General features: G+C 62.8%; 20 protein-coding genes. 15 read left to right on the plus strand and 5 right to left on the minus strand.

The features are described from left to right. Positions 1–29 precede the first annotated feature (29 nt). Positions 30–953 (plus strand): phosphate/phosphite/phosphonate ABC transporter substrate-binding protein, encoded by a 924-nt coding sequence (locus ACLGL5_RS10615; protein ID WP_069090943.1) that lies wholly within the window; start codon positions 30–32, stop codon positions 951–953. A 6-nt stretch (positions 954–959) separates the two neighbouring features. Here ACLGL5_RS10615 and ACLGL5_RS10620 read toward each other — a convergent pair whose 3' ends face one another. The 3 genes from ACLGL5_RS10620 to ACLGL5_RS10630 all read right to left on the minus strand — a co-directional run bounded on the left by ACLGL5_RS10620 (position 960) and on the right by ACLGL5_RS10630 (position 2,770). Continuing rightward, positions 960–1,583: a TadE/TadG family type IV pilus assembly protein gene (locus tag ACLGL5_RS10620; RefSeq protein WP_069090944.1), complete on the minus strand. Its 624-nt coding sequence runs from the start codon at positions 1,581–1,583 to the stop codon at positions 960–962. 34 nt (positions 1,584–1,617) lie between these two features. Beyond that, positions 1,618–2,208, minus strand: a complete 591-nt coding sequence (locus tag ACLGL5_RS10625) for a TadE/TadG family type IV pilus assembly protein (protein WP_019863096.1) — start codon at positions 2,206–2,208, stop codon at positions 1,618–1,620. A gap of 139 nt (positions 2,209–2,347) precedes the next feature. Next, positions 2,348–2,770, minus strand: coding sequence for a pilus assembly protein N-terminal domain-containing protein (locus tag ACLGL5_RS10630; RefSeq protein ID WP_019863097.1), 423 nt, complete (start codon positions 2,768–2,770; stop codon positions 2,348–2,350). A gap of 356 nt (positions 2,771–3,126) precedes the next feature. On the opposite strand from ACLGL5_RS10630, the gene ACLGL5_RS10635 reads away from it, so the two are divergent. From ACLGL5_RS10635 to ACLGL5_RS10675, 9 genes are all read left to right on the plus strand, one after another. Further along, the gene (locus tag ACLGL5_RS10635; RefSeq protein ID WP_019863098.1) at positions 3,127–3,303 is read left to right on the plus strand and encodes a Flp family type IVb pilin; all 177 of its coding nucleotides are present in this window, start codon (positions 3,127–3,129) and stop codon (positions 3,301–3,303) included. A gap of 178 nt (positions 3,304–3,481) precedes the next feature. Further along, positions 3,482–4,000 (plus strand): A24 family peptidase, encoded by a 519-nt coding sequence (locus ACLGL5_RS10640; protein ID WP_027047727.1) that lies wholly within the window; start codon positions 3,482–3,484, stop codon positions 3,998–4,000. 215 nt (positions 4,001–4,215) lie between these two features. Then, on the plus strand, positions 4,216–5,031 hold the full coding sequence (gene cpaB / locus ACLGL5_RS10645; protein ID WP_010913352.1) for a Flp pilus assembly protein CpaB: 816 nt from the start codon (positions 4,216–4,218) through the stop codon (positions 5,029–5,031). After that, entirely contained in the window at positions 5,028–6,554 is a 1,527-nt protein-coding gene (locus tag ACLGL5_RS10650; RefSeq protein WP_027047728.1) for a type II and III secretion system protein family protein, read from the plus strand. The genes cpaB and ACLGL5_RS10650 overlap by 4 nt, the downstream gene beginning before the upstream one ends. A gap of 14 nt (positions 6,555–6,568) precedes the next feature. Next, positions 6,569–7,306, plus strand: a complete 738-nt coding sequence (locus ACLGL5_RS10655) for a CpaD family pilus assembly protein (RefSeq protein WP_069090945.1) — start codon at positions 6,569–6,571, stop codon at positions 7,304–7,306. Positions 7,307–7,358: 52 nt separating this feature from the next. Then, positions 7,359–8,648 carry a CpaE/TadZ family protein gene (locus ACLGL5_RS10660; protein ID WP_020629131.1) on the plus strand — a complete coding sequence of 430 codons (1,290 nt, stop codon included), beginning with the start codon at positions 7,359–7,361 and terminating at the stop codon, positions 8,646–8,648. Positions 8,649–8,672: 24 nt separating this feature from the next. Next, complete coding sequence (locus ACLGL5_RS10665) at positions 8,673–10,181, plus strand: TadA family conjugal transfer-associated ATPase (protein WP_019863103.1); 1,509 nt, start codon at positions 8,673–8,675, stop codon at positions 10,179–10,181. A gap of 23 nt (positions 10,182–10,204) precedes the next feature. Further along, a complete protein-coding gene (locus tag ACLGL5_RS10670) occupies positions 10,205–11,218 on the plus strand; it encodes a type II secretion system F family protein (protein ID WP_019863104.1) in 1,014 nt (337 codons plus the stop codon). Between the two features lie 9 nt (positions 11,219–11,227). Beyond that, positions 11,228–12,247 carry a type II secretion system F family protein gene (locus ACLGL5_RS10675; RefSeq protein WP_019863105.1) on the plus strand — a complete coding sequence of 340 codons (1,020 nt, stop codon included), beginning with the start codon at positions 11,228–11,230 and terminating at the stop codon, positions 12,245–12,247. A gap of 88 nt (positions 12,248–12,335) precedes the next feature. Here ACLGL5_RS10675 and ACLGL5_RS10680 read toward each other — a convergent pair whose 3' ends face one another. Continuing rightward, positions 12,336–13,157, minus strand: a complete 822-nt coding sequence (locus ACLGL5_RS10680; RefSeq protein WP_069090946.1) for a tetratricopeptide repeat protein — start codon at positions 13,155–13,157, stop codon at positions 12,336–12,338. Positions 13,158–13,288: 131 nt separating this feature from the next. On the opposite strand from ACLGL5_RS10680, the gene ACLGL5_RS10685 reads away from it, so the two are divergent. The 5 genes from ACLGL5_RS10685 to pdeM all read left to right on the plus strand — a co-directional run bounded on the left by ACLGL5_RS10685 (position 13,289) and on the right by pdeM (position 19,323). Continuing rightward, positions 13,289–14,653 carry a leucyl aminopeptidase family protein gene (locus tag ACLGL5_RS10685; RefSeq protein WP_083246535.1) on the plus strand — a complete coding sequence of 455 codons (1,365 nt, stop codon included), beginning with the start codon at positions 13,289–13,291 and terminating at the stop codon, positions 14,651–14,653. 72 nt (positions 14,654–14,725) lie between these two features. Then, a complete protein-coding gene (locus ACLGL5_RS10690) occupies positions 14,726–15,076 on the plus strand; it encodes a MarR family winged helix-turn-helix transcriptional regulator (RefSeq protein ID WP_010913361.1) in 351 nt (116 codons plus the stop codon). A 31-nt stretch (positions 15,077–15,107) separates the two neighbouring features. Then, on the plus strand, positions 15,108–15,968 hold the full coding sequence (locus ACLGL5_RS10695) for a C40 family peptidase (RefSeq protein WP_069090948.1): 861 nt from the start codon (positions 15,108–15,110) through the stop codon (positions 15,966–15,968). 107 nt (positions 15,969–16,075) lie between these two features. Beyond that, entirely contained in the window at positions 16,076–18,610 is a 2,535-nt protein-coding gene (locus tag ACLGL5_RS10700; protein WP_064984639.1) for a ligase-associated DNA damage response DEXH box helicase, read from the plus strand. After that, positions 18,607–19,323: a ligase-associated DNA damage response endonuclease PdeM gene (gene pdeM, locus ACLGL5_RS10705; RefSeq protein WP_069090949.1), complete on the plus strand. Its 717-nt coding sequence runs from the start codon at positions 18,607–18,609 to the stop codon at positions 19,321–19,323. The genes ACLGL5_RS10700 and pdeM overlap by 4 nt, the downstream gene beginning before the upstream one ends. 5 nt (positions 19,324–19,328) lie before the next feature. Here pdeM and ACLGL5_RS10710 read toward each other — a convergent pair whose 3' ends face one another. Continuing rightward, entirely contained in the window at positions 19,329–20,264 is a 936-nt protein-coding gene (locus tag ACLGL5_RS10710; RefSeq protein WP_069090950.1) for a dimethyl sulfoxide reductase anchor subunit family protein, read from the minus strand. Position 20,265: the final 1 nt, after the last annotated feature.

Here is a 20,265-nt window from a genome sequence, read left to right on the forward strand (position 1 = left end):
GATCGAAGGAAATGCAGGACGGTCTTGTCATGAACGCCGCGCTGAAGACATGTGCTGCCCTTGTGGTTATGCACGGCGCGCTCTGCTGTGGTCCGGCGTGGGCCGACTGGCGCGACGATATCGGCACATTCCGCATTGGCATCGTCGCCGAGCCCGGCGCCGGCAACACCGTTCCGGGACTGGCGCTGCTGACGCAATCCTTTACCAACGCCCTTGGCATGAAGGTGGAGTTCGTCGTTGCGCGCGATTACGCGGCACTGATCGAGGCGCAGGCCAACGCCCGGATCGAGTATGCCATCTATTCGGCGACGGCCTACGCGACGGCGCTGCAGCGTTGCGGATGTGTCGAACCGCTTGTGGCTCCGGTCGATTCCGATGGTGCGGCCGGCATCCGCTCCGTGCTGTTGACCCGGGACGGCAAGCTGTCCGGCCTGGCGGCGATGGAGACGCACCGGATCGCCATGCCGCCGCCGGACAGTGTCGGGGGCTCGCTTTTGCCGCTGACGGAGCTGGCCGCCGAACACGCTGAGATTGCCGAGGATGCCCCGTTTCTCATCCATGCCGATACGGCGTCCGCGGCGGAAACCATGCTTGTCGACGGCCGGGCCGACGCCACGTTCGGCTGGGTGAGGGCCGCGGCCGACGGCCAGCCGCTGCTATCCGGTGGCACGCAGGCCAGGCTCGAAGCGGCCGGCCTTTCGCCATCGGCCCTCCAGGTCGTGTGGATGTCGAGCCTGCTGAGATACGGTCCCCATGCCGTGCGCAGCGATCTCGACCCGGAAGCCAGGCGCCGGCTGACCGTGTTCCTCACCAACCTCAAATCGACGACGCCGGATGTCTACGATCTCCTGGAATCGAAGCACTCCGGCGGCTTTCTGACCGTGGCCCGAAAGGATTATGCGACGGCCGAGGCCATCGTGCGCCTGGTGTCGGCCGATGGTGGCCGGCAGTAAAAGGCTTCAGCAATCGCCGCAGGGGATGGTCAGGCTTCTGCGCGGACGCAGATAGTAGGTCTCGCCCATCGGAATCGTGGTGGTGAGGGATTTGGTCAGCCCAAGCTTTTGTTGGGTGTCGGTCGTCCAGCCGATGATCGGCGTATAGCTCAGATTGCTGTCGACGCGGACGAGAAAGGTGCCGGCCACCTTGAGCGTTGCCGGAACCGTTGTGGCCGTGCCCGCGGCAGCCGCGGCACTATAGACGCCAGTGTCAACCTTGCGCGACCACACGACCAGGACCTTGGGCGGTGTATCGGTGGTGACCTGTATTGCCGTGATGGTGATGTTCGGCGTCGAGCGGTTGTAGGGCTGAATGGTCGAGGTGCCGATTTTCATGATGGCGTCGAGATCCGCCTTGACGATGGTCGGCTGCTGCGTGACGAGATCGGCAACCATGCTGCCGATGCGGCTGACCTTCTTGCTGGTCTCGATGGCCTGCGAAGCCTCCATGGTCATGAAATACATGACCAGCAGAATCGGAACGATAAGAGCGAACTCGACCGCCGCGATGCCCTCGCGGTTAGACCAGAATCCGATCGCCCTGCTCCAGGACTCCGCAATTTTCAGATGTGCCCCCGCACGCATCATGGCATTTGCCTTTTTCTTGTTGGTAGTTCCGAACTCAATTGTCGAACGGCTCGTTCTGCCAGGTCACCGACGCAAAATGCAGCGTCCTGCCACCACTCAGATTGGCCATCGACTTGGCCATCAGATCGGTCATGACAGGCCATTTATAGAAGACCCGCAGCATGTTCTTCGATTCCGCCAGGCCAGGCGTGTTTGCGAAAGTCTGTGAGTTCGTGCCTTGCATCAGCACGACATCGCCGTTCTGGATCTTGAAGGTCGCGGTGGCCGCGTCCGCGAAGGTCGGATACTCGCGAAGGTCCACCAGCAGCTGTTGCGGGCAATCCGTGGAGACGATGATCTGCAGCCTGCCGCAGATCAGGGTCGTCAATTTGCTCCCGGCGACATCGGCCGGCCGCAGCTGGCCCGTGCGCAACTGACGCGCGACATCGTCGGTGATGTTGGCCATCACTTCCTGGCCGGCGAACGAGATGCAGCTTTCAAGGATGGCGAATACGAGGAGGGCGAACGGCAATGCAAGTATCGAGAATTCGATGGCCGTGCTGCCACGGCGATTGCGAACGAAGCGCGTCAGAAACCCGGCGCGCTCCGCCTTGTGCTGATCTGTCGAGCTGAATTCGTTGCCCATGTCCTGTTCCTGCCACCCCTGGACGGTTCCGACAGGTGTATTAGCGCAAACCAATTGAGGCCCGGTTTGAATGATCGTTAAAGTCGGCGCGGGCGCCTTAACCGGCCGGTAACCTGGACAGGCTGGTGGGGCGCGCAGCCTACTTGCTTGCGCTCATCTCGGCCTCGGAGGATTTTTCAGCCTCGCTCTTGTAGGAGCTTTCGCAATAGGGCGTGCAAGACATGGTCTGGACCTCGGCACGCCGGTAAATGCGAACCGACGAGGCCGCCTGCCGCACGACGGTAACCTGCGCGTCGACGATCGGGCTGCCCTCCTGGTCGAGAACGACGAGATTGGTGACACCGAAACCCTTGCCGGTGAGCACGATCGTGGAGGCGTCCTGGACGGAGGCATCGGCGATGGCCGGGTTGCCGACGACGATCGTGTCGGCGGGACGCGACAACTTCACGATCTTGGCCTGATTCATCGTCACTTCGATATCGGCGGCGGCCATGGCTGGCGTGATCAAGCTCGTGGCGGCAAGAAGCACGGCAATCAGGATTGAGGATCTCTGCACGGCCATCGATGCGCTCCCGCAAGCAAACTGTTCAACGGAACATGAACGAGATTGGTGAACCAACGGTTAAGTCCGCTTGCCGACGCCGGATGTGACGATCGGCGTGGCTGTTCACATGGCCGGATCCGTGCCGGTCGCAAGCTTTGCCAAAGCCCTTGCCTTTTGCGGCATTGGCTTGGGAAACAGTACATTAGCCAGCGCTTAGCGTCGGGTTAACCACGCGCTCCGTTCGAGCCGGGAAAGGAATCGGTAAGGCTGTTTATTAAGCCGATCGAAAGAGCTTCTCCCTAGATTGGCAGCATCCGATCAACCATCACAGAAGTTGACGGAAGTGCTGTAACACGTGGAGTAGGAGCTCTCGAATGTCTAACCTTTTTGCACGTTTCGTGAAGGACGAATCCGGCGCGACCGCTATCGAATATGGTCTGATCGCCGCCCTCATCGCGCTCGCCATCATCACCGGCGCCGGCGCCCTCGGCAATGCAATCAATGCCAAGTTCTCCAACATCGGCAACACCCTGAACTCCAGCGGCAGCTAATCCGCTTATTGCTGAACGTTCAGATTGTCTTTCTGACAGGGGCCGCCCATATGGGCGGCCCCTGTTTATTGTTGCTTGTCGAAGTCGCGGCCGACAGAGCCGCGTGTTCATCCCAGACCTCATCAATCGTTAATCGATCCATTCTAGATTGAGCCCGTGAACAATAGGCATGGCGCCGATGCTTGAAGCCCTGATCTTCGTCGTCTTTCCGTTCTGCATGCTGTTTGCAGCGATTTCCGACATGCTGTCGATGACAATTGCCAATCGCGTGTCGGTGCTGCTTGTCGTCGTGTTCGCGCTGGTCGCGCCGCTGACGGGTATGGAATGGGCAGCCTATGGCTGGCATTTCGCCGCCGGCGCCCTGGTCCTTGCCGTGACGTTCGGCCTGTTCGCGATGGGTGGCATGGGAGGCGGCGACGCCAAGCTGCTGGCCGCAACGGCCGTGTGGATGGGGTTGAACATCCAGCTCGTCCAATACCTTGTGGTCTCGACACTCATCGGCGGCCTGCTGACGATCGCCATCCTGCTGTACCGGAAGTCGCCGCTGGCGGTTATGACGGGCCGCAATCCGTTCCTGCGCCATTTCGCGGAAGAGTCGGTCGGGATTCCCTACGGGATCGCGCTCGGCCTTGGCGGGCTGCTGACCTATCCGGATTCGCCTTTGATGGTGTGGGCGCTGGCCAGGCTTGCGAGCTGAACGCGATCTGTTTTCCATTTCCCCGACCGCATTGCCAGGCCGGCTTTGAAATGAGCCTTGGCCAGGCCCCTTGAATCCGTGGCGGCACGATCCAGCTAATTTATGTAAACCTTAAATTAATCACGATCGTAAGCATTACATTAACCTTGTTTTGACGATTGCCGCTGCAAAGTCCGGCTTGGCTACGTGGTTTGCCAAGGGCGAGGTTCGGACAGATGCCAGCATCCCGACTTATTATTCTGAGCGTGGCGGTGGCCGCGGCGGGTGGCGCTGGCTATGTCGCGAAGAACATGGTCGCAGCGCCGCCGCCGCAGATCGTGGTCGATTCCGGCCCCCAAGCTCCCGCCGTGCCCCTGCAGGACGTGCTTGTGCTCTCGGGCGATGTCGCGATGGGCAACGCGCTTCAGAACAACATTTCCTGGCAATCCTGGCCGGCCGACGGCGTCAACGCGAATTTCATCACCAAGGCCAATGCTCCCGACGCCCTGGAGAAATTGAAGGGATCGATCGCCCGTGTGCCGATGTATGCCGGTGAGCCGGTGCGGCGTTCCAAGCTGATCGGCGAGGGGCAGAGCTTCATGTCGTCCATCCTGCCCTCCGGGATGCGGGCGGTCGCCACGACCATCTCGGCTGACACTTCGGCCGGCGGCTTCATCCTTCCCAACGATTTCGTCGACGTCATCATGACCCGCAGGGCGGATGCCAACAGCGGCAGCACCGGCTTCAACACCGAAACCATCCTCAAGAACATCCGCGTCCTGGCAATCGACCAGACGATCCAGGAAGACGAGGAGGGCAAGAAGACCAGGGTGGGCCAGACCGCCACGCTGGAGCTGACGCCCAAGCAGGCGGAGATCATCACCGTCGCCCAGCAGATGGCGGATCGCCTTACGCTGGCCTTGCGCGCGGTCGCGGACACCCAGGAAAAGAATGTGGGCGAGGCCGACTATCTCGTTTCCGGCAATGGCCGCAAGGGAACGGTGAGACTGATCAAGTCGGGCGAAGTCTCCGAAGTAGGGGCAAGGAAATGAGGCTAAGCGGTAAACTGCCGGCAATCGCAGCCGCGGCATTGGGCCTGCTGCTCGTCGGAACGAATGTGCAGGGCGTCGTCGAGGCGAAGAGCACGCAGGTATCGGCCACGACAGCCACGCAGCGCGTCAAGCTCGGCCTCAACAAATCGGTGGTCATCGACCTGCCGAGCGATGCCTACGACATTCTCGTCGCCAACCCGACCGTTGCCGATGCGGTGACCCGCACCGCAAGGCGTATCTATCTGTTCGGCAAATCGGTCGGCGAGACCAACATTTTCGTCTTCGGTCCGAACGGCGAACAGATCGCCAGCCTGGACCTGGCAGTCGAACGCGACGTCGCCGGCCTGGAGGACTATATCAAGCGTTTCCTTCCGACCTCGGACGTCAAGGTGGAACTGCTGAACGACAACGTCGTCTTGACCGGAATGGTCGATACACCGTTGGACGCGAAGCGGGCGGTCGACCTGGCGACGATCTTCGTCTCCGGCGGTGAAGCAACGACCGGACAGTATTCGCAGACCGCGGCCGGCGGCTCGGCCCAGGGCGGCGTCGACATCAACAACCCCGACCAGGAACGACGCGTCTCGAAGATCGTCAATCTTCTGCAGATCATCGGCGACGACCAGGTCACGCTCAAGGTGACCGTCGCTGAAGTCAGCCGCTCCGTGATGAAGCAGCTCGGCGTCAACATGATCGCCAGCGGCAACAGCAACGGTATCAGCTGGAATGCGCTGGGCTCGCAGAATTACGGCTTGGGCAAACCGCTATCGCAGTACTCAGGCTTTGGCCTCGGCAACCCAGGCTCGCCCTTTCAGGCCTACATAAATGCGATGGAACAGTCGGGAGTCATGAAAACCCTGGCTGAACCGACGCTGACGGCGGTCTCGGGTGAGAAGGCGACATTCAAGGTCGGCGGTGAGTTCAACATCATTACCCAGCGCTCACAGAACGTTTCACAGCAGAACCAGACAGGTCAGATTACGTACACCAACCAGCAGATCGAATACGGCATTGGCCTCGAGTTCCAGCCAGTCGTGCTGTCGGCCGGCCGGATCAGCCTCAAGGTCAGGACCTCGGTGTCGGAGCCAACGACGGAAGGCGCCACCACCGTCGAAGGCGCGGGCAACTTGCCTGGAACCACATTGTTGTCGATCCGCAAGCGCCTGGCTGACACAACGGTCGAGTTGCCTTCCGGCGGCTCCATGATGATTGCGGGTCTGGTCCGAGACGACGTGCGACAAGCGGTCTCCGGACTGCCAGGTCTGGCCAAGATACCGGTCCTTGGCACCTTGTTCCGCAGCCGGGACTTCGTGCGCAACGAAAGCGAGCTGGTGATTTTCATCACGCCCTATCTGGCGAAGCCGGTGGCACGCAACGATCTCGCCAAGCCAGACGACAACTTCAACCCTGCCAGCGACGGCGCCGCCAACTTCCTTGGCAAGGTCAATCGCGTCTACGGCACCATGCAGACCGATAAGCCCAACGGCCGTTACCACGGCGTTGTCGGCTACATCTACAAGTGAATGGGGAAGCCGACATGTCTCAGTCAGCGTTGAAGACAAGGACCATCGCCGCGACGATGCGCGCCAGCCATTCGCGGAGCAGCCTGCGGGTGCTGCCGGTTCTGGCGGCAGCGATGACCGCCCTGCTGGCCGGGTGCGCCCAGCGCGACAGCATCACCGTCGGCGCCATTCCGGACGACTATCGCACCAACCATCCGATCGTCATCGCGGAGAAGAACCAGAAGATCGACCTGCCTGTCGGCGCCGGCGACCGCGGCATGACCGGTTCGCAGCGCGACACGCTGCTGGGTTTCCTTGACGGCTATGACAAGAGTGCCGCTCCGTCATTGACCATCCAGATACCAAGCGGATCGGCCAACGAGGTTGCCGCGACGGCGGCCGGCCGTGATTTCGCCAGGCTCGCGGTCGCCAGCGGTATCAAACGCAACCGCATCGTCGTCACCTCCTATCAGGCCGGATCGAGCGAGGCATCGGCTCCGGTTCGCGTCTCCTATATCGCAGTGAGGGCGCAGACCGACAAATGCGGGCGCTGGCCCGATGATCTGCTCGAGACATCGGAAAACAAGCACTATGCGGACTTCGGCTGCTCCTATCAGAACAATCTCGCTGCCCAGATGGCCAACCCGGGTGATCTGCTCGGGCCGCGCAAGCAGAGCACCATCGACGCGGAAAATCGCGGCGCGGTGATCGATGTCTACCGCGCCAGGGGCATTTCGGGTGAATTCCTGGGCAATTCAGAAGTGACCTACTAAGCCACCTTCGGGAAAGAGACGCCACGGAAAGAAAAAGGCCACGGAAAAGAGCATGACCATGAGCAATCTTGCCTATGACGCCACCGTGGACGGCGGTGATACATCGCCGCAGGACATCGCCGCGATGCAGGCGTTGCGGCCGGTTCCGCGCATCTCGATCCAGGCATTCTGCGAGACCGAGGGCGTTGCCAATCCGGTCGAGCGCGCCGGCGAGGACCGCCGTATGACCAAGGCCCATCTCAAGGTCCATATGGGCGGCATTCCCACGGCGATCGAGTTCTACCAGTCGGCGCCGACCCCGAACCTGATCCTGCTGGAGTCACGCAGCGAACCCAAGCAATTGCTGGAGCAACTGGCCCAGCTCTCTGAATACTGCGATCCATCCTCGAAAGTGGTGGTGATCGGCCATTACAATGATGTCGGTCTCTATCGCGAACTCATCCGCTCCGGCATCTCCGAATATGTCATCGCGCCCGTTTCGATGGCCGACATCGTCAGTGTCGTGTCGTCGATTTTCGTCGATCCGGAGGCTGAACCGATCGGCCGTTCGATCGCCTTTGTCGGCGCCAAGGGCGGCGTCGGCTCTTCGACCATCGCCCACAATGTCGCCTGGGCAATGTCCTCCCTGTTCAAATCCGAGGTCGTCGTCGCCGACCTCGATCTCGCCTTCGGCACGGCCAACATCAATTTCGACCAGGATCCGGCCCAGGGCATCGCCGAAGCGGTGTTCTCACCCGAACGCGTCGACGAAGTCTATCTCGACCGGCTGCTGACGCAGTGCGCCGAGCATTTGTCGTTGCTCGCCGCGCCCTCGACGCTGGAACGCGTCTACGACTTCGATCCCGATGCCTTTGCGCAGCTTGTCGATACCGCGCAGCGCAGCGTGCCGCTTCTGGTCCTGGACGTCCCCCATGTCTGGACGGGCTGGGCCAAGAACACGCTGGTCAAGGCCGACGAGATCGTCATTACGGCGACCCCGGAACTGGCCAATCTGCGCAACACCAAGAACATGGTCGACATGCTCAAGCGGCTTCGCCCCAACGACCCGCCGCCGAAGCTGATCATCAACCAGGCCGGCGTTCCCAAGCGGCCGGAAATTTCGCCGTCCGATTTCGCCGAGCCGCTCGGCCTGACGCCGATGTCGGTCATCGGCTTCGATCCATTGCTGTTCGGCAATGCCGCCAACAACGGGCGGATGCTCGGCGAGATGGACGCCAAGAACCCGGTTGTCGCGATCATCAACGAGATTGCGCACGTGCTGACCGGGCGAAGCGAAATCCGCACGAAAAAGAAGGCTGGCCTGGGCAGTCTGCTCGGCAAGCTCTCGCGCAACAAGAAGTGACGTTTTTGGAACCGGTAGTCGATCATGTTCGGTAAAAGAGGCAACGACGACGGCAACCGGTTCACGCCGGAATTCCGCCAGCCGGCACCGGCGCCGGCCGCGCCGCCGCCCGCGGGTTCGACGGATACGGCGGTTCTTGCCCGGCCCGCGGCACCGCTGCAGCCAAGCGCGCCTGTGGCGCCGCCGGCTCGCCGCGCCGTCGAGGCGCCGCCGATCGCGCCGGAGGCGAAGCGGCCCCAGCGCGAAAAGAGCGAAACCTATTACGACACCAAGAGCCAGGTTTTCTCGGCGCTCATCGACACGATCGACCTGTCGCAGCTGGCCAAGCTCGACCCGGAGACAGCGCGCGAGGAAATCCGCGACATCGTCAACGACATCATCGCGATCAAGAATTTCGCAATGTCGATCGCCGAGCAGGAGGAATTGCTCGAGGACATCTGTAACGACGTGCTTGGTTACGGGCCGCTCGAGCCATTGCTCGCCCGCGACGACATCGCCGACATCATGGTCAACGGCTCCAAGAACGTCTACATCGAAGTCAATGGCAAGGTCGAGCAGACCGGCATTCGCTTTCGTGACAACCAGCAGCTTCTCAACATCTGCCAGCGCATTGTCAGTCAGGTCGGTCGCCGCGTCGATGAATCCAGCCCCATCTGCGACGCCCGCCTTCCCGACGGCTCTCGCGTCAACGTCATCGCTCCGCCGCTCGCCATCGACGGCACCGCACTCACCATCCGCAAATTCAAGAAGGACAAGCTGACGCTCGATCAGCTGGTCAAGTTCGGTGCCATCTCGCCGCAGGGCGCCGAAGTCCTCAAGATCATCGGTCGTGTTCGCTGCAACATCGTCATCTCGGGCGGCACCGGCTCCGGCAAGACGACTCTGCTCAACTGCCTCACCAACTACATCGACCGCGACGAGCGCGTCATCACCTGCGAGGACTCGGCCGAACTGCAACTGCAGCAGCCGCATGTCGTACGTCTGGAAACCCGCCCGCCCAACCTCGAAGGTGAAGGCGAGGTAACGATGCGCGACCTGGTCAAGAACTGCCTGCGTATGCGGCCCGAGCGCATCATCGTCGGCGAGGTGCGCGGACCCGAAGTGTTCGATCTTCTGCAGGCGATGAACACCGGCCATGACGGCTCGATGGGAACGATCCATTCGAACAGCCCGCGCGAATGCCTGAATCGTATCGAATCCATGATCGCCATGGGCGGTTATTCGCTGCCGCAGAAAACCGTGCGTGAAATCGTCGTCGGCTCCATCGACGTGATCATCCAGGCGGCGCGTCTGCGCGACGGATCGCGCCGCATCACTCACATCACCGAGGTGATCGGGATGGAAGGCGACGTCATCATCACGCAGGACATCGTCCTCTACAACATCAAGGGCGAGGACGCCAACGGCAGGCTGCTGGGCGAGCATGTCTCGACCGGCATCGGCCGCCCGCATTTCTGGGACAGGGCTCGCTACTACGGCGAGGAGCAGCGCCTCGCCGTTGCGCTCGAGGCAATGGAGAAACGCGCTGACTGACGCGGCGTTGAGGGTTCTGGTCGATGTTTGGAATTGACGGCACCGTATTGGCGTTTGTCGTGCTCGCCGGCTTCAGCGCCGGCGCGGTCGCCTACGCATTCCTGTTCAACCAGATCAGCAACGAGAAGCAGGCTGGCAAGCGGCTGGAGACGATCAAGGCCGCGGAGACGGACCGGTCGGTTGTCAAGGCCTCTCGCGACCGCGCGACGGATGCGGCCAAGCGTCGGAAATCCGTGCAGGATTCGCTGAAGGAACTCGACGAGAAGCAGAAGACCAAGGACAGCGCCATCAAGAAGCCGCCGCTGAAGGCGCAACTCCGGCAGGCCGGGATGAAGGTCCCAATCGAGCGTTTCTACATTTATTCGGCCATATGCGGTCTCGCGCTGACGGTGGTCGCATTCGTGGCCGGCGCGCCGATGCTTGTCTTGCCCGGCGTGCTGTTGGCCGGCGCGCTCGGCCTGCCGCGCTGGTTCGTATCGTTTCGCCGCGCGCGCCGGGTCAAGGCATTCCTCAACGAATTTCCAAACGCACTCGACATCATCGTGCGCGCGGTCAAGTCCGGCCTGCCGCTGAACGATGCCGTGCGCCTCATCGCCAACGAATCCCCCGAGCCGGTGAAGGCGGAGTTTCGCCGCATCGTTGATTCGCAGCAGATGGGCATTTCGATCCCCGATGCGACCTTGCGTATGCCCGAAACCATGCCGTGCACAGAGGCGAGTTTCTTCGGCATCGTCATCCAGATCCAGTCGCAGGCCGGCGGCAATCTGTCCGAGGCGCTGGGAAACCTTTCACGCGTGCTTCGTGATCGCAAGAAGATGAAAGCGAAGGTTCAGGCGCTGTCCATGGAGGCGAAGGCGTCCGCCGCCATCATCGGCGCGCTGCCCTTCATCGTTGCTTTTCTCGTCTATCTTTCCAGCCCCGACTATCTGATGCCGCTGTTCAACACCAGCGTTGGCAATCTGATACTGGGTTGTGCCGCTGTCTGGATGTCGATCGGCATCCTGGTCATGCGCAAGATGATGAACTTTGAAGTCTAGGGCCGCGGCATGACCGAACAAGTCATCAAATCACTGACGGACCCCAGCCTGCTGATCGCGCTGCTGGTCGCCATCGCCGTGTTCGCGACGGTCTTTACATTGCTGCCGGCATTCGGCGGAAACCAGCTCAAGTCGCGCATGAAGTCGGTCGCGCTGGAGCGCGACGAGCTTCGCGCCAAGCAGCGCGCGCGGCTTGCGAGCGAGGCCGATCGCCGCCGCAAGGGCCTGCGCGAGCAACAGTCGGTCGGTATGCGCAACATTGTCGATCGGCTCGACCTGCGGCGCGCGCTGGCCGACGAGAGCACCTTGCAGAAGCTCAAGGTCGCCGGCTTTCGCGGGCAGAACCCGCTGACGCGGTTTCTCTTCTTCCGCCTCGTTCTGCCTTTTGTCGGCTTCGCGCTGGGACTGGTCTACATATTCGTGCTCGGAGGATTGCCCGACAAACCCCTGGTCATCCGGCTGTTCGTCTGCATCCTGGTCGCCTATGGCGGCTTCTACGCGCCGGTCGTCTATGTCAACAATCGCGCCACCAAGCGCAAGCAGTCGATCCAGATGGCGTGGCCGGATGCGCTGGACCTGATGCTGATCTGCGTGGAGTCGGGCATGTCGGTGGAAGCCGCGCTCCGCAAAGTCGCCGACGAGATCGGCGCGCAGTCGGTGGCTCTGGCGGAAGAATTCATCCTGACCAACGCCGAGCTCTCCTATCTGCAGGAACGCAAGCAGGCCTATGAGAATCTTGCGAACCGTACCGGTCTGGAATCGGTCAAATCGGTGTCGCAGGCGCTCGTTCAGGCCGAACGCTACGGCACGCCGGTGGCGCACGCATTACGCGTGCTTGCCGCCGAAAGCAGGGACCAGCGCATGAACGCCGCCGAAAAGAAGGCCGCCGCCCTGCCGCCCAAGCTCACCGTGCCGATGATCCTGTTCTTCCTGCCTGTGCTTTTCGCCATCATCCTGGGCCCTGCCGGCATCCAGGTCAGCCAGCGCGGCATCTTCGGCACCGATCATCCGTCATCATCGGCCAAGTAGCCGCGGGGCACGCGGAGATAAACGAAGAAGCCGCGCTGAGCTCAGCGCGGCTTCTTCGTTCAATTGGGACCTTTGCAGATCGTCGCCCTCAGTTGGTTGCAGGCTTCGCCTTGTCCTGATCCTTGAGCTGTCTCCAGGCATTCTGTTGCGCAAGCATCTGCCTGAGATAGGCGACATTGGCCTGTGCCTGCTCGGGCGAGAGCTCCTGCGAGGCGATCTTCTCGGCTTCGTCGAAGCGGCCCTGCAGGCCGACGACCAGCGCCAGGTTCTGGCGCACGCGGCTGTCGGCGTTGGGCTGCTGGGCGGCCGAACGCATATAGGTTTCCGCGGTGCGCAGATCCCCTTCCAGCACATAGGACATGCCCAGATTGGAGAGAACCGAGGGGTCGTTCGGCTTGAGTTCGAGCGCCTTGCGGTAGAGCTGGCGTGCATCGTCCTTCTGGCCGAGCTGGTCAAGGATGGCCGCTTCCGCCGACACCAGCTTCCAGTCGGGATATTCCGGCGTCTGTGCGCGACGCACGGCGTCGATCGCTGCCTCGAACTGGCCATTGGCGGCCAGCGCCTTGCCATAGGCGGCGAGCACGTCGCGGTCCTTGGGATAGGCGATCGCCAGTTTGCGCATCACGGCCAGCGACTGGTCGGCATCGCCGTCCATCTGCAGCGCGGCCGCGAAGTTGGTTGCGATTCGCTTGTCGTTGGGATTCTTTGAGTAGGATTGGCCGAGAGCGGCCGTGGCATTGTGTACTTCTCCCGCCGACATGCTCTCCAGCGGCTTGCCGCTGGTACGTTCGATCGAGCCGGTAGTCATCCTGCTGGTTCCGCATCCGGCGACGCCCGCCGCGAGCGCCAACATGAGGGCGGTGGTGGCGAGCCGTTTTCCTCTGGCATTCACTGTGCGGTTGGTCGGCATCGACACCTAAGCCTCCATTCATGCGCGCGGCCATAGCGTGGCCATCTTCCCTCCCGCAGAAATATTCTGTTAACCCTAACGGAGAGTTAAGAAACGCCGACTCGCGAAGGGTCGGCAGGAGAGAACATCGAATGCCTGTCGAACTCGTCGAGACGAAATTGCAAGGTGCGCTGCCGGTGCATCTGGTGGCCCGTGACGGCTTGGAGGCCGCGGGCCTTGCGCCATTTGCTGTCGCCTGGGCCAAGGCCAACGGCTTTTCCGGTGAGGCAGGCAGGACGCTCGCCGTGCCCGGCGAAAACGGCGCACTTGCCGGCGCCCTGTTCGGCACAGGCGACGGGGAAGGCGCACTTGCGCTCGGTGCACTGTCGAAAACCCTGCCGGAAGGCGACTGGCATTTCGCCTCCATTCCTGCCGAGCCGGAACTCGCGGCAATCGCGCTGGCGCTCGGCGGCTATGTCTTTACCCGTTACGGCAAGAAGCCGGGCAAGGCGCTGCGTTTCGACGTGCCGGCCGGCGTCGACGCGGCGCGCGTTCGCCGCATCGCCGATGGCGTCTTCCTGGCCCGCGATCTGGTCAACACACCGACCAGCGACATGGGACCGGATGATCTGGAGAAGGCGGTGCGCACCCTGGCCGCGGCTCACAAGGCCGAAGTCTCCGTCATCAAGGGCGACGAGCTGCTGACTCAGAACTTCCCGATGATCCACGCCGTCGGCCGTGCTTCGACCGGCGCGCCGCGTCTGATCGACATGATCTGGGGGCAACCGGGCGCGCCGAAGGTTACGCTGGTCGGCAAGGGCGTCTGCTTCGACACAGGCGGTCTCGACATCAAGCCGTCATCCGGCATGCTCTTGATGAAGAAGGACATGGGCGGCGCCGCCAATGTGCTTGGCCTGGCCTCGATGATCATGGCCGCCGGGTTGAACGTGCGGCTGCGCGTGCTGATACCCGCGGTCGAGAACTCGATCGCTGGCAACGCTTTTCGACCCGGCGACGTGCTGGCGAGCCGCAAGGGCATCACTGTCGAGATCGGCAACACCGACGCCGAAGGCAGGCTCGTGCTCGGCGACGCGCTGGCGCTGGCCGATGACGAGGAACCGCAGCTGCTGGTCGACATGGCGACGCTGACCGGAGCGGCCCGTGTCGCGCTTGGGCCCGATCTGCCGCCTTTCTATACCGGCGACGAGGCGCTGGCCTCGGACCTCGCCGAGGCATCGCTGGCGGTCGAGGATCCGCTGTGGCGCTTGCCGCTGTGGCGGCCCTACGATGCGAAACTGTCGTCGAAGATCGCCGACATCAACAATGTCACCACGGACGGTTTCGCCGGTTCGATTACGGCGGCACTGTTCCTCAAGCGCTTTGTCGAGAAGACGGCGAGCTGGGCGCATTTCGACATCTTTGCCTGGAACCCCGCAGACCGTGCGCATGGGCCTGCCGGCGGCGAGGCACAAGGCATTCGCGCTTTGGAGCGGATCATCTCGACACGCTTTGGCTGAAGGCGGCAAGCAGAGCCGGCAAATCGCTGAAACTGAAACGGAACCGAAACAATTTGCCGTCATGCTGGCGCGATGTCGATTGCGATGCGCCCGAGCCAGGCCTTGCGACTGTGGCAGCAAGTCATGCTGTCGCAGGTGCGCGACGATGCGCCCGACCTGACCATGCGCCAGACGGCGATCCTGTTCACCATCTATCTCGATCCGCCGCCGCACACGGTGCGCGGGCTGGCCGCCCGCCTCAACGTCACCAAGCCGGTGATCACCCGCGCGCTCGACACCATGGGCGCGCTGAAGCTGGTGTCGCGCCATCGCGACGAACTCGACAAGCGCAACGTGCTGATCAAGCGCACGGTCGAGGGCGCGCTCTTTGTCGAGCGCTTCGGCGATGGTATCATCGCCAGGGCCCACGAACTGCCCATCTGACCGTTTTGCCCATACAGCAGGGTTACCGATTTTGACTGCTCACGATGCCCGTCTCCACGCCTTCCGTTCCGACCTTGCCGACGCAAGGCTGAAAGGCGAGGTTTCTGCCGACCGTTTTGTCGCCGGCCGGCCGGCGCGGATTTCGGCCTCGGTGGCAGACATCCGCAAGGCGCCGCGTGCGGATGCCGGCGTCAACACGCAAGCTCTGTTCGGCGACGATGTGCTGGTTTTCGAGGATGCCGAAGGCTGGGCCTGGATCCAGGCCGAACGCGACGGCTATGTCGGCTATGTCGCCAACACCATGCTGGGCGGGCGCGACCATGCGCCCACCCATATCGTCTCGGTGCCCCGCACCTTTCTCTATCCCGGTCCGGATCTGCGCTTTCCGATCGCGGGACAGCTGTCGATGGGGTCGACGGTGACGGTGACGGGCGCCTTCGAGACGCGTGGCACACATTATGCCGTCCTGCCGTCACGCGAAGCGATCATCGCGGGTCACCTCAGGCCAATCGGCGAAATTGCCGCCGACTATGTCGCGGTTGCCGAGACGTTTCTTGGCACACCCTATCTGTGGGGCGGCGCATCCGGCTTCGGCATCGATTGTTCCGGCCTGGTGCAGCTGGCGATGCGCATGGCGGGCAAAAACGTGCTGCGCGATTCCGACATGCAGGCGGCAAGCATCGGCGAGCCGCTCGAGCCGGGTCCGAACTATGCCGGGTTGCGCAGGGGCGATCTCGTCTTCTGGAAAGGCCATGTCGCTGCCATGACCGACGCTGAGACCATGATCCACGCCAACGGCCACACCATGCTGGTCTCGCGCGAAGGGTTGAAGGACGCCATCGCCCGCATCGGCTACCTCTATGGCGGCCCGACCGGGTTTCGCAGGCCGTAGCACAAGCGCCTGTCCTTCTCCACAGGGGGAGAAGGGAAGAGCTTTCACGATCCCCTTTTGTTCCGATTTTCCTTGGCGATCGCCTGTAGCCGCGCTACCTCTGGCGCGTGACAGTTGAGCCGCGCCTTGCCGAGCAGAATGCCGCCATTGCCCTGCCCGAGCCATTCCTCAGATGGTTCGGCGAGAAAGGCTGGTCGCCGCGCGCCCATCAGGTCGAATTGCTGGCGAAGGCTCAAAGCGGCCAATCGGTGCTGCTGATCGCGCCGACCGGAGCCGGCAAGACGCTGGCCGGCTTCCTGCCTTCGCTGACGGAACTGGCGGTCAGGCCGAGGCGAAAGCCGGGGCAGGGACAGCGCGGCATCCACACGCTCTACATCTCGCCGCTCAAGGCGCTGGCCGTCGACATCGAGCGCAATCTCGGCAAGCCGGTCGAGGAGATCGGTCTGCCGATCAGCATCGAGACGCGCACCGGCGACACGCCTTCCCACAAGCGCCAGCGCCAGAAGCTGGTGCCGCCGGATATATTGCTGACCACGCCCGAGCAACTTGCGCTTCTGATTGCTGCAGGCGACGCCCGACGCTTCTTCGAGGATCTGCGCTATGTCGTGCTCGACGAGTTGCATTCGCTTGTAACCTCGAAACGCGGCCATCTCTTGGCGCTCGGCCTGGCGCGGCTGCGCAACTACGTGCCCGGCCTGCAGACCATCGGCCTGTCGGCGACGGTGGCCGAGCCGGACGAGTTGCGGCGCTGGCTGGTCAGCCAGAATCCACCAGGAGACATGTCCGAACTGATTGTGGTCACAGGGGGAGCTAAACCCGAAATCTCCATTCTCGATTCCGAAGAGCGTGTACCGTGGGCGGGGCATTCGGCGCGCTATGCCACGCCGGAGATCTACCGCGAGATCAAGCGCCACAAGACGACCCTGCTGTTCGTCAACACCCGCAGCCAGGCGGAACTGCTTTTCCAGGAATTGTGGCGGGTCAACGAGGACACCTTGCCGATCGCGCTTCATCACGGCTCTCTCGATGTCGGCCAGCGGCGGCGTGTCGAGAAGGCGATGGGCGAGAACGCGCTGCGTGCCATTGTCGCGACATCGACGCTCGATCTCGGCATCGACTGGGGCGATGTCGATCTGGTCGTGCATGTCGGCGCGCCGAAGGGGGCGAGCCGGCTGGCGCAGCGCATCGGCCGTGCCAACCACCGGATGGACGAACCGTCCAAGGCGATCTTGATCCCTGCCAACCGTTTCGAGGTGCTCGAATGCCGGGCTGCCCTCGATGCCAACTATCTTGGCGCGCAGGACACGCCGCCGCTGGTCGATGGCGGCCTCGATGTGCTGGCGCAACACGTACTCGGCTGCGCCTGCGGCGCACCGTTCCGTGCCGACGATCTTTACGAGGAAGTGCGAGCGGCGGCACCCTACACCAGCCTCGATAGGATTACCTTCGACCGCGTCATCGATTTTGTCGCCACCGGCGGCTATGCGCTGAAGAATTACGAGCGCTATGCTCGTATCCGCCTGAACAAGGACGGGTTGTGGCGCGTCTCCAACCCGCGCGTGGCTCAGCAATATCGGCTGAATGTCGGCACCATCATCGAAGTGCCGGCGCTCAACGTGCGTTACGTCAAAGCAGGCAGCAAAGGCTCGGCTACACGCGGCGGGGCCGTTCTCGGCAAGATCGAGGAGGCCTTCCTCGAAACGCTGACGCATGGCGACACCTTCATGTTCGCCGGCAAGGTGCTGCGCTTCGAAGGCATTCGCGAGAATGAATGCTTCGTGTCGAACGCGCCCGGCAGCGACGCCAAGGTGCCCTACTATGGCGGCGGCAAGTTCCCGCTTTCGACCTACCTTGCCGAGCAGGTCCGCATGATGCTGGACGATCCGCAGCGCTGGAAGAAGCTGCCGGAGCAGGTGGCCGACTGGCTGCGATTCCAGGCCGACAAATCGGTTCTGCCCAAACGCGATGACCTGCTGATCGAGACCTTTCCACGCGGCAACCGCTACTATCTGGTCGCTTATCCCTTTGAGGGCAGGCTGGCCCACCAGACGCTCGGCATGTTGCTTACCCGGCGCCTCGACAGGGCAGGCGCCAGGCCGCTTGGCTTTGTCGCCACCGATTACGCCCTTGCCATATGGTCGCTGGGCGATATGGGCGCGATGTTCAAAGCCAGGAAACCGTCTCTCGGCGCATTGTTCGACGAGGACATGCTGGGCGACGACCTCGAAGCCTGGCTGGCCGACAGCTGGCTTCTCAAGCGCACCTTCCGCAATTGCGCGCTGATTTCGGGACTGATCGAGAAACGCCATCCGGGCCAGGAGAAGAGCGGCCGTCAGGTCACCGTGTCGACCGACCTGATCTACGATGTGCTGCGCAGCCATGAGCCGGACCATATCCTGCTGCAGGCGACACGCTCCGATGCGGCGGCCGGTCTGCTCGATGTCAGCAGACTTGCCGACATGCTCTCGCGCGTCCAGGGTAGAATCATGCATAAGAATCTCGAGCAGATTTCGCCACTAGCCGTGCCGATCATGCTCGAGATCGGCAAGATGCCGGTGAACGGCGAAGCCGATGAAACACTGCTGATGGATGCGGCGACTTTGGTCGAAGAGGCCATGGGGCCGGAAATGAGTGAGGGATGAATTTTTCGCTGGCGCGCACGTCGCTGATTGCCGAGGCCGACATGATAGGCATCGCCGGCGAGCGTGCGGTCTGCGATCCGCGCGGCGTGCTCTATTTTCCCGAGCTTAGGCTGATGACGGTCTCCGACCTGCATCTGGAAAAAGGCTCGTCGCTGGCAAGGCGCGGCGCGCTGATCCCGCCCTATGACACCGGAGCGACCTTGCTCAGACTGCAGGCCGTCATATCCGACTACCAGCCGTCGATCGTCATCAGCCTGGGCGATTCCTTTCACGATGGCGGCGGCGCCGAGCGCATGCATGCGAGTTTTCGCGAGCGGCTGGAAGCGCTGATGGCAGGCCGCGACTGGTTCTGGGTCGCCGGCAACCATGATCCGGAAGCGCCGGCCGATCTGCCCGGTGAAACGGTCCGGGAACTGGCCATAGGCTCGCTGCTGTTCCGGCATGAGCCGTCGAAAGTGCGCGTCGAGGGCGAGATCGCGGGCCATCTGCATCCCTGCGCGCGCATCGTCCAGCGCGGCCGTTCGGTGCGTCGGCGCTGCTTTGCCGGCGATGGCGGCCGCATGATCATGCCGGCCTTCGGCGCCTATACCGGCTCGCTTAACGTGCTCGATCGCGCTTATGCCGGGCTGTTCCGGCTGGAATCGCTGATGGCCTATATGCTTGGCGCCGACCGCATCTTCGCCATCTCCCGCTCGATGCTGCGGCCGGGCTGAGCAGCCTATCTGCCGTAATACAGAGTGACGGTGTGCTTTGCCTCGGCGAAGAACAGCCAGCGCTCGACCAGCATGCCGGCGAACTGGACGATCGCGGCGAGCACCGACGGCACCGCCGCATAGGGCCAGGGCAAGGCGAAGGTGGCGGCGATCAGCAGGACGGGCAGGGCGAAGGCCAATGCCTGTGCGAGCATGCGCAGCTTCGCACTGTGCTTGCGTGCGATGCGAAAACCCATTTCCTTGAGCAGGTAGTTTTCCTCGGTATGCGGCCATTCCAGCGAGCGCACCGTGCCGCCAGCCAAACCGGTCGCGGTGTTGGCGGTGGTCGGGATCTCGAGACGGTCATTGTGCCGCCAGGTCGCGAGCTTCCAGCCCCAGCCGGCAAGAGTGGCAAGCAGCGACAATACCAGCACGCCCGTGGAACCGATGCCGAAGCCCTGCAGCAGCGCGTTCAACAGAACGCTGCCGGTCATGGCGGCGAAGATCAGGTAGGCCGGCAAAGTATAGCGGCTGTGCCATTGGGCGATCGGTTTCAGCGACGCGTAGATCATCCCTGTTGTGCAGACGGTGATGACCGAACCGATGGCAGCCAGCAATCCGGCAATGGCCACCCAGCCCTCAGTGCGGCCAAAGAACACCCAGCCGAGGCCGAACAGTCCCGCCGGGATGAAGGTGATGACCGAGGCCACGCCTTCGCGCGACAGCCAGGAACTGCGCCATTGCGAGAACGCCCGCCATCCGCGCTCGGGTCTGCCGAGATGGCCGGTCGACGACAACAGTCCCGCCGCGATCAGGCCAAGCGCCAGCCCCAGGCCGACGAGGCCGAGCCAGAAGTCGGCGGGGATGATCTGCAACCCGCCCAGCACGCCAAGCAGCGCCAGCAGGCCGTAGCCTGCACCGGTGGCGGTGGTGAAGAAGACGACGGAAAAGGCTGGATGCATG

The sequence above is a fragment of the Mesorhizobium sp. U510 genome (assembly GCF_059180695.1).

Excerpts from the sequence above, each read along its gene's own strand:
- ACLGL5_RS10615 (WP_069090943.1), top strand. The coding sequence starts at position 30 with ATGAACGCCGCGCTGAAGACATGTGCTGCCCTTGTGGTTATGCACGGC.
- ACLGL5_RS10620 (WP_069090944.1), bottom strand. The coding sequence starts at position 1,583 with ATGATGCGTGCGGGGGCACATCTGAAAATTGCGGAGTCCTGGAGCAGG.
- ACLGL5_RS10625 (WP_019863096.1), bottom strand. The coding sequence starts at position 2,208 with ATGGGCAACGAATTCAGCTCGACAGATCAGCACAAGGCGGAGCGCGCC.
- ACLGL5_RS10630 (WP_019863097.1), bottom strand. The coding sequence starts at position 2,770 with ATGGCCGTGCAGAGATCCTCAATCCTGATTGCCGTGCTTCTTGCCGCC.
- ACLGL5_RS10635 (WP_019863098.1), top strand. The coding sequence starts at position 3,127 with ATGTCTAACCTTTTTGCACGTTTCGTGAAGGACGAATCCGGCGCGACC.
- ACLGL5_RS10640 (WP_027047727.1), top strand. The coding sequence starts at position 3,482 with ATGCTTGAAGCCCTGATCTTCGTCGTCTTTCCGTTCTGCATGCTGTTT.
- cpaB (WP_010913352.1), top strand. The coding sequence starts at position 4,216 with ATGCCAGCATCCCGACTTATTATTCTGAGCGTGGCGGTGGCCGCGGCG.
- ACLGL5_RS10650 (WP_027047728.1), top strand. The coding sequence starts at position 5,028 with ATGAGGCTAAGCGGTAAACTGCCGGCAATCGCAGCCGCGGCATTGGGC.
- ACLGL5_RS10655 (WP_069090945.1), top strand. The coding sequence starts at position 6,569 with ATGTCTCAGTCAGCGTTGAAGACAAGGACCATCGCCGCGACGATGCGC.
- ACLGL5_RS10660 (WP_020629131.1), top strand. The coding sequence starts at position 7,359 with ATGACCATGAGCAATCTTGCCTATGACGCCACCGTGGACGGCGGTGAT.
- ACLGL5_RS10665 (WP_019863103.1), top strand. The coding sequence starts at position 8,673 with ATGTTCGGTAAAAGAGGCAACGACGACGGCAACCGGTTCACGCCGGAA.
- ACLGL5_RS10670 (WP_019863104.1), top strand. The coding sequence starts at position 10,205 with ATGTTTGGAATTGACGGCACCGTATTGGCGTTTGTCGTGCTCGCCGGC.
- ACLGL5_RS10675 (WP_019863105.1), top strand. The coding sequence starts at position 11,228 with ATGACCGAACAAGTCATCAAATCACTGACGGACCCCAGCCTGCTGATC.
- ACLGL5_RS10680 (WP_069090946.1), bottom strand. The coding sequence starts at position 13,157 with ATGCCGACCAACCGCACAGTGAATGCCAGAGGAAAACGGCTCGCCACC.
- ACLGL5_RS10685 (WP_083246535.1), top strand. The coding sequence starts at position 13,289 with ATGCCTGTCGAACTCGTCGAGACGAAATTGCAAGGTGCGCTGCCGGTG.
- ACLGL5_RS10690 (WP_010913361.1), top strand. The coding sequence starts at position 14,726 with ATGTCGATTGCGATGCGCCCGAGCCAGGCCTTGCGACTGTGGCAGCAA.
- pdeM (WP_069090949.1), top strand. The coding sequence starts at position 18,607 with ATGAATTTTTCGCTGGCGCGCACGTCGCTGATTGCCGAGGCCGACATG.
- ACLGL5_RS10710 (WP_069090950.1), bottom strand. The coding sequence starts at position 20,264 with ATGCATCCAGCCTTTTCCGTCGTCTTCTTCACCACCGCCACCGGTGCA.